The sequence below is a fragment of the Paraburkholderia agricolaris genome (genome assembly GCF_009455635.1).
In the GTDB taxonomy this organism is placed as follows: domain Bacteria; phylum Pseudomonadota; class Gammaproteobacteria; order Burkholderiales; family Burkholderiaceae; genus Paraburkholderia; species Paraburkholderia agricolaris.
In genome coordinates this window covers 1,361,234-1,376,114 of sequence record NZ_QPER01000001.1, presented here as the reverse complement: position 1 = coordinate 1,376,114, position 14,881 = coordinate 1,361,234, and the positions used below count along the sequence as shown (strand labels likewise).

At 61.5% G+C, this 14,881-nt stretch carries 14 protein-coding genes; 8 read left to right on the top strand and 6 right to left on the bottom strand.

The annotated features are described in order from the left end of the window. Nucleotides 1–110 precede the first annotated feature (110 nt). Nucleotides 111–1,037, top strand: a complete 927-nt coding sequence (locus tag GH665_RS06205) for a DMT family transporter (RefSeq protein WP_153135112.1) — start codon at nucleotides 111–113, stop codon at nucleotides 1,035–1,037. 530 nt (nucleotides 1,038–1,567) lie between these two features. On the opposite strand, the gene GH665_RS38925 is transcribed toward GH665_RS06205, so the two are convergent. Together GH665_RS38925 and bamC are read right to left on the bottom strand one after the other, a co-directional pair. After that, on the bottom strand, nucleotides 1,568–1,723 hold the full coding sequence (locus tag GH665_RS38925; RefSeq protein WP_217361864.1) for a hypothetical protein: 156 nt from the start codon (nucleotides 1,721–1,723) through the stop codon (nucleotides 1,568–1,570). A gap of 181 nt (nucleotides 1,724–1,904) precedes the next feature. Next, nucleotides 1,905–3,137, bottom strand: a complete 1,233-nt coding sequence (gene bamC, locus GH665_RS06200; protein WP_153135111.1) for an outer membrane protein assembly factor BamC — start codon at nucleotides 3,135–3,137, stop codon at nucleotides 1,905–1,907. Between bamC and GH665_RS06195 the strand changes: the two genes are divergently transcribed. From GH665_RS06195 to GH665_RS06180, 4 genes are all read left to right on the top strand, one after another. Continuing rightward, nucleotides 3,136–3,381, top strand: a complete 246-nt coding sequence (locus tag GH665_RS06195; RefSeq protein WP_153135110.1) for a hypothetical protein — start codon at nucleotides 3,136–3,138, stop codon at nucleotides 3,379–3,381. The genes bamC and GH665_RS06195 overlap by 2 nt on opposite strands. A gap of 233 nt (nucleotides 3,382–3,614) precedes the next feature. Further along, a complete protein-coding gene (locus tag GH665_RS06190) occupies nucleotides 3,615–4,079 on the top strand; it encodes a DUF2844 domain-containing protein (protein WP_153135109.1) in 465 nt (154 codons plus the stop codon). Between the two features lie 61 nt (nucleotides 4,080–4,140). Continuing rightward, a complete protein-coding gene (locus tag GH665_RS06185; protein ID WP_153135108.1) occupies nucleotides 4,141–5,430 on the top strand; it encodes a DUF3443 domain-containing protein in 1,290 nt (429 codons plus the stop codon). 150 nt (nucleotides 5,431–5,580) lie between these two features. Next, nucleotides 5,581–7,461, top strand: coding sequence for a glycosyl transferase family 1 (locus tag GH665_RS06180; RefSeq protein WP_153135107.1), 1,881 nt, complete (start codon nucleotides 5,581–5,583; stop codon nucleotides 7,459–7,461). 96 nt (nucleotides 7,462–7,557) lie between these two features. Here GH665_RS06180 and GH665_RS06175 read toward each other — a convergent pair whose 3' ends face one another. Then, nucleotides 7,558–8,118 (bottom strand): hypothetical protein, encoded by a 561-nt coding sequence (locus GH665_RS06175; RefSeq protein ID WP_153135106.1) that lies wholly within the window; start codon nucleotides 8,116–8,118, stop codon nucleotides 7,558–7,560. Between the two features lie 298 nt (nucleotides 8,119–8,416). Here GH665_RS06175 and GH665_RS06170 point away from each other — a divergent pair, with 298 nt between their 5' ends. The 3 genes from GH665_RS06170 (at nucleotide 8,417) to leuA (ending at nucleotide 12,122) form a co-directional block, all read left to right on the top strand. Further along, the gene (locus GH665_RS06170) at nucleotides 8,417–9,070 is read left to right on the top strand and encodes a cadmium resistance transporter (RefSeq protein WP_153135105.1); all 654 of its coding nucleotides are present in this window, start codon (nucleotides 8,417–8,419) and stop codon (nucleotides 9,068–9,070) included. A 127-nt stretch (nucleotides 9,071–9,197) separates the two neighbouring features. Next, nucleotides 9,198–10,067: a class I SAM-dependent methyltransferase gene (locus GH665_RS06165; RefSeq protein ID WP_153135104.1), complete on the top strand. Its 870-nt coding sequence runs from the start codon at nucleotides 9,198–9,200 to the stop codon at nucleotides 10,065–10,067. Nucleotides 10,068–10,403: 336 nt separating this feature from the next. Beyond that, nucleotides 10,404–12,122: a 2-isopropylmalate synthase gene (leuA, locus tag GH665_RS06160; protein WP_153135103.1), complete on the top strand. Its 1,719-nt coding sequence runs from the start codon at nucleotides 10,404–10,406 to the stop codon at nucleotides 12,120–12,122. A gap of 400 nt (nucleotides 12,123–12,522) precedes the next feature. Here the strand turns inward: leuA and GH665_RS06155 are convergent, their stop codons facing one another. The 3 genes from GH665_RS06155 to GH665_RS06145 are packed head-to-tail and all read right to left on the bottom strand — an operon-like array spanning nucleotide 12,523 to nucleotide 14,778. Beyond that, nucleotides 12,523–13,296 (bottom strand): amino acid ABC transporter ATP-binding protein, encoded by a 774-nt coding sequence (locus GH665_RS06155; protein WP_153135102.1) that lies wholly within the window; start codon nucleotides 13,294–13,296, stop codon nucleotides 12,523–12,525. After that, nucleotides 13,296–13,973 carry an amino acid ABC transporter permease gene (locus GH665_RS06150; RefSeq protein WP_153135101.1) on the bottom strand — a complete coding sequence of 226 codons (678 nt, stop codon included), beginning with the start codon at nucleotides 13,971–13,973 and terminating at the stop codon, nucleotides 13,296–13,298. Before GH665_RS06150 ends, GH665_RS06155 begins: the two co-directional genes overlap by 1 nt. A 22-nt stretch (nucleotides 13,974–13,995) precedes the next feature. Then, a complete protein-coding gene (locus tag GH665_RS06145) occupies nucleotides 13,996–14,778 on the bottom strand; it encodes an amino acid ABC transporter substrate-binding protein (RefSeq protein ID WP_153135100.1) in 783 nt (260 codons plus the stop codon). Between the last annotated feature and the right edge of the window lie 103 nt (nucleotides 14,779–14,881).

Here is a 14,881-nt window from a genome sequence, read left to right as displayed (position 1 = left end):
GCCCGTCCTCTCCCGCATCTTGCTGTTTCACTCCAGCCTGAAACGTTTGGCGCAATCGCGCTGTTACGATGCCCATGCGTCTCGACTCAACCGCGCGCGGCGCCACGATAATGAATGCCAGAAACCTGCTCCAGTTGCTGATCCTCGCCGCCCTATGGGGCGCCTCGTTCCTCTTTATCCGCGTCGGCGTGGCCGACTTCGGCGTCGCGCCGCTGATGGCATTGCGGGTCGGCATCGGCGCGGTCTTCCTCGCCATCGTGCTGGTCGTGCGGCGGCCGCTGCACCAGTCCGCAACCATCCTGCGCACCCACGGCTTCCCGCTGCTGGTGGTTGGCATTGTGAATTCGGCGGCGCCGTTCTGCCTGTTCGCGTATGCCGAGCTGACGCTATCGGCGGGCGTGACGTCCGTGATCAACGCGACGACACCGCTGTGGGGCGCACTCGTCGGCTTTCTATGGCTGCGCGACCGCCTGAGCGCGCTGCGCACCGCCGGTCTCGTGATCGGCTTTCTCGGCGTCCTGATGCTGGTGTGGGATCAGATCGCCGCACCCAACGGCTCGGCCGCCACCCCGCTGAGCACCGCGCTCGCGGCCGCCGCGGCACTCGGCGCCACCCTGCTGTACGGCATCGCCGCCAATTTCACGAAGCGCCGCCTGACCGGCGTCGACGCCTTGACTGTCGCGACCGGCACGATGACCGGCGCCACCATCGTGCTGTTGCCGCTCGCCGTAATCTACTGGCCGGCCGCACCGATCTCGCTGCACGTATGGGGCGCGGTCATCGCGCTGGGCGTGGCGTGTACCGGCGTCGCCTACATGCTGTTCTTCCATCTGATCTCGGTGGTGGGGCCGGCACGCACGATCACCGTGACCTTCGTGATTCCGGTATTCGGCATTCTGTGGGGTGCGCTGTTTCTTGGCGAAACCGTATCGCTGGGCATGCTGGAAGGCTGCGGCGTAATCCTCGTCGGCACCGCACTCGCCACGGGTGTAATCAAGCGTCTGCCCTGGACCGGAGCGCGCCGCGCCGACACCTGAAAACCGCCTCGCGCGACGCTTGCCCCAGCGTCGCCGCTTTCCCGTCCCGTGCCGCGCCGTTCACCGCCCCGGCAGCCTGGCATCTCATTTCGACTACCCAAAAAAATAGCCCGCACTCCGTTGGAGTGCGGGCGAAACCGTCGCCCTACGAGGATAGGCGACGGGGCCACCGAGGCCGCGCGCCACGCGCGCAGGCCATCATCGGGCTAAGCACCGGTTCGTTCGCCGGTGCTGAAAAGGTCCGGGGCTCACTGTTTCGAAACTCGCCGCCGACTCACGTCAATCACGTCGAATGTTACGAATCCGGCCCCATGAGTCTTTAAGAGCAGGTTGCGTGCCAGTTATGCAGTTTCGCGAGAAATCGTCCGCAAACTATTGATTGTTATTGTCATTTTTTGCGTCGAAAGGGATCGGAAAGGATTTGCGGAAGGGGTTTTGCGAGTTACGTCACCGGGGTAACGTCACGTTACATGCGGCCGCACAGCGGCGGCCGCGCGAGCCCGCTTCATACGTTTGAAGCGGGCCGACCATCAAGGCACCGGCCATTTCGTGCGATGCGACGCCCTATGCCTGACCCGCAGACCCATTGGCCGCCGCGTCTCGCGCGGCGCCAGCGCGGCCCCGCACACAAGCGCCAGGACGAGCAGGCTCGCTGCCCACATCCAGTAAGGAATCACGTCGAACATAGCCATCTCCCCGTTGAGCGCCGGTTCATACCGGTGTTTCAGACAAGAAGCAAAACACGTGCGCGTCATGAGGGCGCCTGAACGGCTTGCGGGGCGAGAGGCTGCGCGGACATAAAAAAACCCGCCCGGGCTACGCACCGGGCGGGTTTTCTGACAGCGTTCGCTGCTTGCTGCGAATCGGTCAGTGCAGCTGGTCGACCATCAGGCTCATGATCTGCTTGGCCTGCGGGCTCTCGTCGATCGCACCCTTGCTGTCGACCACGGCCACGCGGGTCTGGTCAGGCGTTACCGCGCGGACGTTCACGAGATACTGCCTGGCGACCTTTTCCTTCTTGCCGTGGAACACCTGGCTCCAGAAGCCCTGTTCCGCCGAAGTCAGATCCTTCGGATCGACGTAGCGCACGAAGTACAAACCGCGGCTTGCATCGCGATCGTCAACCGTGAAGTTGCTGCGGTCGAGCGCAAGGCCCACACGCAGCCACGCACGGTCATACGGCTCGCCGAGCGTCAGCTCGGTGGACGAGAACTGTGCCGACGTGTTGTTGCCCGAGTCGTCCGGCATTGGCTGTTGTGCCGACAACGCGACGTTCTGCGCCGCATTGGCCGCAGCCGCCGACTTCGCACCCGCCGTAGCCGCGTTCGGCGCAGCTTGCGCCCCCGCCGGCGAGAGATCGGCGCTTTGCGTATCGGCCGGCTTCGCGCGCGAATCGGCCAGCGCCAGCGCTGCCATCAGGCGTTTCAGATATTCCTGTTCGAGCCCCGGATCGTTCGGCTTGGCTTCCCACTTGGTCGAATCGTTGTTGGTGCCGGTGATCGCCTCGCGCATGCCCTTCTGGCTGATGAACACATAGGTGCCGCCGTTCGGCGCTGCTTCGAGACGCGTACGGTACTTGTTGCGCTCGGAACTCACATAGCTGTTGCCCATTGCCTTGGACAGCGTGTTGCGAATCAGGCCGTCGTTGATCTGCGCGTGGGTTTCGTTCCAGTCCGTTTCCATCACGCCTTTGTCGCGCTGGTCGACCACCAGCAGGAAGCCCTGTTCCTGCCAGAAACGGCGGATTTGCGCCCAGGCCTGGTCGGGCGCCTTGTTGTCGATCACGAGCCAGCTTTCGGTGCCGTCGCGCTGGATGTGCATGCCGTTCACCGGCGGCACTACCGCCAGCGTGTTGGCAGCGGGGGCTTGCGCCTGGACCTGCTTGAGCGTGGACAGCGAGGTTTCGCCGCCTTGCGGGGGCAACGAACGCTGATCGGACGTCTCATCGATCATGTTCGGCGGTACGGCAAGTGACACTTGCTTCGACTTGGAGTCGCTTTTGTAGTCGATTTTGGTCGGCGACGAGGTGCCGCAGCCGGCGACCAGACCGCCTGCCATCAGCATTACTGCAAACCGCTTGGTAAGACGAAGATCAGTCATGTTCGAGGAATCCTTCCGCTACGCCACGGCAAGTTTCCGTGGATCAACCCAACATTTTACCGATCCCGGCGAGACATGTGCAAAAACCGGGGTTTGCTCACGAAATAAGCAGCACGCCGCCAGCAGATCCCACCTCACGGCGAACGACCCGGATACCGATGAATCGCTGCGCGGCGCAAGCCTGCGGCTACAGAAAATCTCCCCGCCCGGCGGGGGCGACCCAATCCTCCAGGCGCGAATTTAACAGTTCACAACACTTCTCAAACGCTCGTAGGACACGCCCTACTTTATTGTCAGACTCTTGTTTTAAAAGACACTTTTCGCGCTTTTCACATCCTATTTTTGAGATCAACCGCCGCGCCGCATCGTGCTCCTGATAACGATAAGGAAACCTGAGTGTTATCTTGAATTGGACATCTCAATAAGACTTGAACGGTCCCAGTGTTTCGGGTTTCTCCAATAGCGAGGCAGGTTGCCATGCGAATTCCCTGTTTTTCACCGACCCTCGCCATTCGCACCGTGATGGCTGCCCTGCTGTGTGTCGGCGCAGGCGCGCGCGCCGAATTGGGCGGCACGATGCCCATCCCGACGGATTCGACCGGCACCGCGCCGCAAACCTTGCTGAACGGCGCATTACGCCTGCGCACGCTGATCGATGCGGGCAATACCACCATCAACGAGTACGCCACCAGTACCGGCCAGATCATCGCCTACACGTGGCAAGGCCCGACCATGCCGGATCTGCGCGCGCTGCTCGGGCCGTACGCCGGCTCCTACCGCACGGGCGCCGCCGGGTTGGCTCCGGACGGCAATCTGCACGCGTCGCGGGTGGTGCGCCCCGACGTGATCGTGGAGTCCGGCGGTCCGATGCGTGGCTATGTGGGTCGCGCGTGGCTGCCGGCGGCCTTGCCGCCCGGCGTCGTCGCCAGCGATTTGCGCTGAGTTTGCGCCGCATCGCACGCCATCAAGAAAACGCTTCGACGATCCAACTGCCGGCAAAATCATGAATACCTCTTCTCATCTCCACGCCCTGCTGCTCCTCAGCGCGGCGCTCGCCGGTTGCGGCGGCGGCGGCGGTGGCGGCAGCAGCAGCGCCGACTCGTCACAGGCAGGGACAGCCAGCGCTGCCAGCAGCCCGGCCGCCGCCAATCCGTCAGGCGCCAGTGCACCGTCCGCGGCGCCCAACTCCAGCACGGGCACGAGCGTGCCACAGTCGAACACGCCAAACGTTCAGCCGATCGCAATCACTACGGCGCCGGGTCTGACGCGCAATATGCTGACGACCAGTGTCACCGTCTGCCAGCCCGGCACCAGCAACTGCGCGACGATCGACGATATTCAGGTCGACACCGGCTCGCAGGGCCTGCGGATCCTCGCATCCGCACTGCCGGCCAGCCTCCCGCTCGCAGCGGTGAGTTCGGGCGGCGGCTTGAGCGGTGAGTGCGCGGTATTCGGCGGCGGCTATGCGTGGGGCTCAGTGCGCAGCGCGGACGTGCGCATGGCCGGCCAGCTGGCCACCTCGATTCCGATCCAGTTGATCGCCGACCCCGCGCTGCCCACGGTGCCCAACGGCTGCGCCGGCGCCGGCCCGTCGATGCTGAGCGTCGCGAGCCTGCGCGCCAACGGTATTCTCGGCGTCGGCCTGTTCGCGGCCGACTGCGGCAGCGCTTGCGTCAATACCGCTCTGCCCCGGTCGTATTACAGCTGCGACAGCAGTGGCGCCTGCGTCGCGACTACGCAAGCGCTCGCGCAACAGGTCACCAATCCAGTGAGCCAATTCCCGCTCGATAACAACGGCGTGGTGATCGACCTGCCGGCAATCGCCGACGCGGGCGCGGCCAGCGTATCGGGCTCGATGATTTTCGGCATCGGCACCCAGGCGAACAACACGCTCGGCGCTGCAAGCGTGGTCAAGGCCAATCCGCAGACGGGCTACGTAGCGACCAGCAGCGGCGGACAGACGTATGCGCTGAGCTACATTGACAGCGGCTCGAACGCACTCTTCTTGCGCAATACCCAGTTGCCGCAGTGCGGCTACTGGTATTGCCCGGACTCGACGCAAACCGCAAGCGCCTCGATCGTGGGTACCGATGGTGCGTCAAATACCGTGTCGTTTGCGATCGGCAATTCGAGCGCGCTGTTTGCATCCGCGAATAACGCGTTCAACAATCTGGCTGGAATCGCCAGCAATAGCTTCGGCTGGGGGCTGCCGTTCTTTTTCGGACGACGGGTCTATACGGCAATCGCGTCGCGCGCCACCTCGGCCGGCCCGGGTCCGTATTACGCGTTCTGAGTGCTTGATATCAAATCGGATTTTCCCGCGCGGAAAATTCCGCAATCGTCATCCACGGCTTATTTGATACGTCCTGACTGCAATAATCATCGTTTCTGGCTAACGTCATCTCAATATCGTTAGTCCTGCATAGCTAATATTAGTCAAACGATGGAAACCACCTTTTCGCTCGACCATTTCGAGCAACTCGTCTACACGCAACAGCATGTTCAGGCCTCGCTCCAGCTCGTCACCCTGCTCGCACGCCTCCAGCAAACGCGTGGCGAGCTGGACGAAAGTTTCCAGGCCTCGGGTCTGATCGGCCTGTCTCCCGAAGAGCAACGTCAACGTTTCTGCACGCGTCTGACGAGCGCGGTGTCAACGCTGTTCGCCGACCCGGACTTTCAGCTCCCACCCGCGTGCTTTAAATTATTGCTCACGCTCCATGAGTGGATCGGTCTGCTGTTCTCGGCCACCGCGTCAGGCAATGCGGACCACGTCACCCGTTACCTGAATCCTCGTGGCCCGGCGAACGCCCAGTTTCTGCCGGGCGACAGCTTCATTGAGAAGCTATGCGTGCTCTATTCGACCGAGTCCGAACTGGAACTCGACTTTGCCGCCCTCTGGGCCTATGACAAAACCCTCGCGGCCTCACTCGCGCTCGTTTTATTGGCGCCGGTCTCCAAGGGCACCCCGAGCGCGCATCTGAAGCGCGAGGCGCTGCTGGAGTGGCTGCCGGGCAAACTGCAGCAAATCGACGACCTCGACGATCTGCCCTCTGCCGTGCTGCACAACGCCTATATGTTCTGCAGCTATGCCGATACGCCGCGGCGCCATGCGATCAAGCAGGACATCAATGTGCTGGTGCGCCGCAAGCTCGCGCAACTCGGCCTGACCGACCTGCCCAAGCTGCCCGCACCGAAACGCACGCCTGCCAAAGGCAAATCGCAGCGCGTCAGGAAGCCCGTGATGCTAGTCATGCTGGAGTGGTTCACCGGCGCGCATTCGATCTACCGCACGCACTCGCGTACGCTCGAAGCCGCGCGCGAACATTTCGAGGTGGTGGGCTTCGGCTTCGATTACGCTGTCGACGAAGCGGGACGGAAAATCTTCGACCGCTTCATTGAACTGAAGGAGCCGGAGTACATCGGCGAATGCCTGAAAACAATTCGCGACTTTGCCGAGGCCGAACAACCGGACGTGCTGTATATGCCGAGCGTCGGCATGTTCGTGCTGACGGTGTTCATGTCCAATCTGCGTATTGCGCCGTTGCAGATCGCCGCGCTCGGCCATCCGGCCACCACGCATTCCGACAAGATCGACTACATCAGTGTCGAAGAGGATTATGTCGGTGATCCTGCCTGCTTCAGCGAACAGTTGATGAAGTTGCCTAAAGACGGTCAGCCGTATCGCCCGTCGGTCGCGCTGCCGGACATCGTCGCGCAGATTCCGCCGGCGCGCGAGACACTGCAAGTCGTTGTCACGGCCAGTGCGATGAAGCTCAATCCCGGCTTTCTCGACGCGTGCCGTGAGATCGGCACACGCGCCGTGACGCCCATCGAGTTTCACTTCATGACGGGCGTGCCCTCAGGCCTGCAGTTCGACCATCTGCGCAACGTCGTCGTGCGAGCGGTGCCAGGTGCCGTCGTACATGACTTTCATGGCTACGCTGAGTATCTGGCGCGCGTCAATCAATCCGACCTGTTCCTCAGCCCGTTTCCGTTCGGCAATACCAACGGTATCGTCGATGCATTGACGCTCGGCTTGCCGGGCGTGTGCAAACGCGGGCCGGAGGTATTCGAGCAGATCGACGGCGCGCTGTTCGAGCGCGTGGGCATGCCGTCGTGGACCGTCACGGACAGCGTCGAGGCTTACATCGCCACGGCCGTGCGCATGATCGACCAGCATGACGAGCGCACTGCATTGCGGCAGCGCCTGATCGATACACACGCCGTACAGCGCTGCTTTGAAGGGCGGCCGCAGGCGTTCGGCGAAAGTGTGCTGAAACTGCTGCACAAAAACAAAAGCCGCCTCGCGAACGGGGCGGCTTGAGGGGCGGCTTGAAACTCGTCTTGCGCTAGCCGGATCGGGCCGTGCGCGTTATGCACGGCATGAAGCATCCGGACGCGCTGGACCGAAATCGAATTATTACTCGGTGGCTTCGCTGGCGGGACCAAGCGGCGAAGCCAGCCTGGCCGGCGCCAACCAGCTGAACAAGGCCAGCGTCGAACCGTGGAACGTGCATTCGGCGGCAGCGGCCGTGCTGGTCTTCTTCGGCTTCACCGGTTTGACCGAGGTTGCGACGGTACTCGAAGCGGCCGTAGCGGCCGAAGCGTCCGAAGCCACGCCAGCCATCGCACTAGACGCAGCCACAGCGCCTGAAGCCGCGGAAGCCACCGACACGGCGGACGCCGCCTGCGCACCCGAGGTCGGACGTGGCGCCTTCGCCGCCTGCGCGGCGGAAGCAGCCGCCGAAGCCGCAACCTCCGAAGCCGTCACCACATGCTCGATCGATCCTTCGACAACCACCCGCGAACCATCGATGCCGACGCCTTTGTGGCTGACCTTGAGCGTATCCGGCGACGATTCAGCCAGCTTGCTTCGCATCAACTGCTCGCATGCATCCGAGTTCTTGTAGACGGCCGTGCAGGCCGCAAGCAACGCGGCAGCGGTCGTCATGCAAGCGATAGAGATAATCCGAATCTTCATTGATGTTCCGTTTTTCAAGCCGTCGGCAATTGTAGCTTACGGGCTGACGGGCCGGCATTCCTCCGACCATGAAAACGGCTCAGTCGCGAGACGGCACAGTACGCAAACGCATCGAGCCTCAAGACGCACACGTCGTGCCGGACAAAGAGACGGCTTGACCACAACGCCCGGCATCGGCATCGTGTTGACCGGCCCCATGCCCGCGGCGCGCTGTTGTTTTTGCTGTTTCTCCGGCTGGACCTGCTTCGCGGGTGCAGATCCGTTTTTCCACCGTGATTGACCCGCTTTCCTTTGCCGCATGCTCAGCCTTACCCTGCTCTCGGTGGCGGCCTATGCCGCCACCAATATCGACAACCTTTTCGTGCTGCTCGCCTTCCTTGCGGAAGCAGGCGGCCAGCGGCGACGCGTAATCACCGGGCAGTTCGCCGGTTCGCTCGCCCTGATCGCGGGGGCGATACTGGTTGCCGCGTTGCTGGAACGGTTACCCACCGGCTATGTCGGCCTGCTCGGCATCTTGCCGATCGGTGTGGGTGTGAGTAAAGCCTGGACGCGGTTTCGGCCAGGCAACACGGATCGCGAGAACGAGGCGCGCACCGTCGCGCATAGGAATGCACCGGCCAGGCCAACTAACTCGACCACGCCAACTCCGTCCGGCACCGGCTCGTCATGGTGGACCGTGGCTTGCGTCGCGCTCGCCAACGGCTCTGACAATATCGCCGTCTATGTGCCCTTGTACGCAAGTCATTCGCATAGCGAGGGCATGTTCATCTCGCTGATATTCGTCGTCATGATCGGCATCTGGTGCGCGGGCGCGGTCTGGCTGGTGGAGCATCCGTTGCTGGGCGCGCCGATCCGGCGCTACGGTACCGCATTGCTGCCGCTGATTCTGCTGATAATCGGCGTCTCTGTGATCATGGAAAACGATACGTTGCGGATTGTGTTCGGAATCTGAAACGGGCGTGGGGCGGATGTGGAACAGGCGTGAGGCGGCCGATGCGGTCGCGGCAAATAGCGCCAGCGCATATCGTTATGCCGATTGGCGATTTCTTTCCGGGCGGATCGCACCCGATAATGAGCCCATGAACCTCCACCCCACGCCCCAGGCTCGCACACTGCGCGCCACACTCGCAGCCCTGAGCGCAGCGCTGTTGCTGGCCGCCTGCGCCGCCCCGGCCACGTCGAACTCTTCCGCGGCGGCCGATTCTGCCGCGCTCGATGCGGCAATCTCCGGGCCACAGCGCAGCGACAGGAACCGTGCACGCGATATCTACCGCCATCCGAAGGAAACGCTGCAATTCTTCGAAGTGGCGTCTTCGCAAACCGTACTTGAGATCGCGCCGGGCGGAGGCTGGTACACGGAAATACTCGCGCCCTATTTGCACGACCACGGCAAACTGTACGAAGCGCAATACGACAGCCCGGACGCCGCGTCGGCGGCTGAAGAACAGGCCGGCCGAGTCTCTTTCGCCCAAAAGCTGGCGAACACGCCGGCTATCTACGGCAATGTGGTAGTCGGCACGCTGCGCGCCGGCCAGTTCAATGGTTTTCCGGCCAATGGCAGCGTCGACGAGGTGCTGACCTTCCGCAATATCCACAACTGGATCAAGGACGGCGAGATCGACGCGAACCTGCGCGCCTTCTACGCGGCACTTAAACCGGGCGGCATTCTCGGTGTCGAGGAACATCGCGCGGCGCCGGGCACCTCCCTGCAACAGACCATCGACAGCGGCTATGTGACCGAAGCCTATGTCATCGAGCACGCCCGCGCGGCAGGGTTCGAACTGGCCGCCCAAAGCGAGGTGAACAGCAATCCGCGGGACACGAAAAATTATCCGCATGGCGTGTGGTCGCTGCCGCCCACGTATGAAGGCCATGACGTCGACCGGGCGAAATATGCAGCGATCGGCGAATCGGACCGTATGACCTTGCGTTTCGTGAAGCCAAGGTGACAGGCTTGCCGTGCTCGGGTTCCAGAGCAACCCCAGCGCGCTGCGCGGCACGATAAGCCTCCTCCGGCGGGCCCACGCCTCAGTGCGCTCCGCTTGACGCGATCTCAATAGTATGTTCTTATTGCTCACTATGTACCGCGCCCAGACCACCCTATCGCTACTACTAGCCCGCTCTACCGGGCTAGGTCTGCTGCTGCGCGCTTCCATCTGAAACACCCGAAGCACCGCTCAATTCCCCAGTAACTGACCCAGCCCCGGTTTCCGACCGGCGGCCATGCTTTTGTCTGTTCGTCGTCCGGTCGACACCCAGGTTGATCGATCCCAAGGATGATGAAAATGTTGAAAAACCCTGCTACCAAATATCGTTCGTTCAAGCCCATCAACTTGACGGACCGCCAGTGGCCGTCGCGCAGCATCACACGTGCGCCGATCTGGATGAGTACCGATCTGCGTGACGGCAATCAGGCGCTGTTCGAGCCGATGAACGCGCAACGCAAGATGCGCATGTTCAAGACGCTGGTGCAGATCGGCTTCAAGCAAATCGAAGTCGCGTTTCCGTCTGCGTCGCAAACCGACTTCAATTTCGTCCGCGAGTTGATCGAAGGCGGTCATATCCCCGACGACGTTACGATCGAAGTATTGACCCAAGCTCGCGACGACCTGATCGAACGCACCTTCGAATCCTTGCGTGGTGTACCGCGCGCCATCGTCCATCTGTACAACGCCACCGCGCCCGAATTCCGCCGTATCGTATTCGGCCTCGACAAGAGCGGCGTGAAAGAACTCACACAGAATGCGGCGCGCACCATGAAGCGTCTCGCCGATGCCGCGCCGGAAACCCACTTCACGCTGCAATACAGTCCGGAAGTGTTCAGCGGCACCGAACTCGAATTCGCCAAGGAAGTGTGCGACGCCGTGTTCGATATCTGGCAGCCGACGCCCGACCACAAAGCGATCGTCAACCTGCCCGCTACCGTGGAAATGGCGACGCCGAATGTTTACGCCGACCAGATCGAATGGATGCACCGCAATCTCGCACGCCGCGATTCGTTGATCGTTTCAGTGCATCCGCATAACGATCGGGGTACCGCGGTGGCTGCCGCGGAACTGGCTGTGATGGCTGGAGCAGATCGGATCGAAGGCTGTTTGTTCGGCAACGGTGAGCGCACCGGCAATGTCGATCTCGTGACGCTTGCGTTGAATCTCTACACGCAGGGTATCGATCCTGAACTCGACTTTTCGAATATCAATGAAGTCGCGCGTACCGCCGAGGAATGCACGCAGTTGCCGGTGCATCCGCGTCATCCGTATGTCGGCGATCTCGTGTTCACCGCGTTCTCCGGTTCGCATCAGGATGCGATCAAGAAGGGTTTTGCTGTGCAGAAACCGGATGCGATGTGGGAAGTGCCGTATATGCCGATCGATCCGAGCGATCTCGGTCGGACCTACGATTCGGTGATTCGCGTGAATAGTCAGTCTGGTAAGGGCGGGATTGCCTACTTGCTCGAGCAGAGCTATGGGGTGGTGTTGCCGCGGCGCTTGCAGGTCGATTTTAGCTCTGCTGTGCAGCGGTTTACCGATGACAGCGGTCAGGAAGTTACGCCTTCGCAGATCTGGGAATTGTTCCAGCAGGAGTATGTGCGCAGTACTGCGCCGATTCACTATGTTGGACATAGTCTGTCTGAACACGATGGGCGTGAGCATATCAAGCTCACCGTCGAGATTAATGGCTCGCGGCGCGTGCTGAATGGCGAAGGGAATGGGCCACTTGATGCGTTGATGCACGCGATTGGTGTGCCTGTGCGGATTCAGCACTATGAGGAACGGGCTTTGACGCAGGGTGCCGATGCTCGTGCTGTGGCTGTCGCCGAGATGGCTGGGGCTGATGTGGTTGGGAGTGCTTTTGGAGTTGGCATCGATGCCAACCTTGTCACGGCTTCGATTCGGGCTGTGATTAGTGGGGTTAATCGGGCTTATGTGAGGGCTGGTGCTGAGGCACAAGGGCGGTTTTTTGATGTTGCGTTGAGGGATGACGCGGAGCGCGTTGTGGTTTGATTTGCTGGTCTGGCCTTTGGTCTTTTGATCTTTGGCCTTTCCTTGCTGTGTTAGTGGTCTATTAGCGTTGCCCCTGTGCGGGGCGGCACCTACTTTTCTTTGCCTGCCGCAAAGAAAAGTAGGCAAAAGAAAGCGGCTTTACACCGCTAGCTCTTAAGCGGGTCCCCCGCACAGCCGCGGTAGTGGTACATCTGGAATCTGTCTCCTCGCACATTCCACCTCAGTGACAAGGCAGTCATACCTCCCGACTCGCGCTGCGCGCTCGCCGGAAAGGTCTGCCGGCAAACCAGTGGTTGCTGGTTTCGTGCTGTCGTATTCTTTTGGGGCGCTTCGGCGCCCCTCTTCTTTTTGCTGACCGGGGGCTGATGAGGGCGCTTTCGTTCTCGTTTGGTCTGCCCCGTCAGCCTTGCGCTGTCCATGCGTCCGGGAGGCTGTGTGTCAGCGTTGATACGAAACGCTCCGTTTCCCGTTCGCGCGGTTGCATGAAAATGTCCCTCGACGGGCCCGCCTCTACCACCACACCATTGTTCAGAAACACCACGTCCCGCGCAATCGTCGCGGCAAGCCGCAGGTCATGCGTCGCCATCAACATCGTCATGCCTTCTGTGGCCAGTTGCTTCAGAACATCAACTACTTCCGCTGCCAGGCCGGGGTCGAGCGCCGACGTCGGCTCATCGCATAACAATACCTCCGGTGACGGCGCCAGCGCGCGCGCAATCGCTACCCGCTGTTGCTGGCCGCCGGACAGCGTCGAAGGCCATGCGTCCGCCTTGTGCGCAATGCCAACTTTCTCCAGCAATTCGTCCGCACGTACGCGCGCCCGCTCCTTGTCCCACTTCAGTACGGTCAGCAAACCCTCCATCACGTTCTGCCGTACCGTCAGATGCGGAAACAACTGGAAATTCTGGAACACCATGCCAGTGCGGCGGCGAAGCGTTAGCACCGTCTCGCGCGATGGTTTGTGATCCCGGCTGAATTCAAGGCGCTGGTCGCCTAACTCAAGTGATCCGGCCTCCGGAATTTCCAGCAGATTCACGCAGCGCAACAGCGTACTCTTGCCGCTGCCGGACGGCCCGATCAGCGCAGTCACATTACCCGGCTCAAGTTGCAAGTCCACTGAACTCAGTACGCGGTTCTCGCCGAAGTACTTGTCGATGTTCTCCAGTCGAATCATCAGTTGCTCGCCTGAAAAAGTGCGTGACGGCCAAACTTGCGCTCGAGCCGCACTTGCGCCGACGACAACACCGAACTGAACACGAGATAAACCAGTGCCGCTTCGGTGTACAGAATCAACGGCTCATACGTTACCGAGGCAATCCGCTGCGCCGCCTGAAACACCTCGGGCACAGTCAGCACCGCGGCAAGCGAAGTGTCCTTCACCAACGCAATGAACGAGTTCGACAGCGGCGGCAACGCAACGCGCGCCGCCTGCGGCAGGATCGCGCGGCGCAGCGCCTGCTCCCGCGTCATCCCCATCGAATACGCCGCTTCCCACTGCCCCTTCGGAATCGACTCGATCACGCCGCGGATGACCTCTGAGTTATACGCGCCGACATTCAGCGAGAAGCCGATGATCGCCGCCGTCAACGGGTCGAGCACGATGCCCACGTTCGGCAGTCCGTAGAAAATCACGAACAGTTGCACCAGCAACGGCGAGCCTCGAAATAGCCACACATAGAAGCGCACGCACGCTATCGCCCAGCGCGGCCCGAATAGCCTGACCAGCGCGACGATGAACGCCACGACAATACCAATCGCAAACGATGCCAGCGTGAGCGGCACGGTAAAGACCAGCCCCGCATACAGCAGAGGCCACAGCGACTGCGCCATCAGATGCAACCATGCCGGCATGATTCAGACTCGCTGGTAGCGCTTATTGGGAAACGTCTTTACCGAAGTACTTTTCCGAAATCTTCAGGTACGTGCCGTCTTTCCTCATATCGGCAAGCGCCTTATTGATCGCCGCCTGCAAATCAGGATTGCCCTTGCGGATCAGCACCGCGGACTTGTCGCTGCTGTCCGCCGACGTATCGAGCGCGGCGATCTTCACCTTCGCGTCCGGCTTGTGCTTCTTGAAGTCGAGGAACGACAGCGAATCGTTGACGGTCGCGTCGACGCGGCCCGACGTCAACAGATCGATCGATTCGTTGAAGCCCTGCACGGGAATCACATCCGCGCCATGCGCGGCCGCGATCTTGCCGAAGTTGCTGGTCAACGTATTCGCCGACTTCTTACCCTTCAGGTCGTCAAACGTCTTGATCGTGGTGTTGTCCGAACGCACGATCAGCGCCGCGTGCGAAGTGATGTATGGGTCCGAGAAATCGTATTTGACTTTGCGCGCGTCGGTGACGGCGACTTCGTTGATCACCGCATCGTAGCGGTTCACGTCGAGGCCGGCGATCAGGCCGTCCCACTTACCTTCGACGAATTGCGGCTTGACGCCCAGGCGTTGCGCAATCGCCGTGCCGATCTCGACGTCGAAACCCGTTAGCTTGCCGGATTCATCGTGGTACGTGAACGGTGCGTAAGTGCCTTCGGTGCCGATCTTGAACACGCCCGCGGACTTGATCTGCGCGAGCTCGTCAGCAGCGAATGCCGGGCTCAGGGCTACCGCTTGCAGCAGTGCGATCAGCAGAATGGAACGAATCGACTTCATCAGGTGGCTCCGTAAAGTTTGCTACGTCGTTTGCATGGTGTGGTGTGCGGCATTCCGCCGGCGGTCGGGCCAGACAGAGTGGGCGGACTGTAGCAAACGGTCC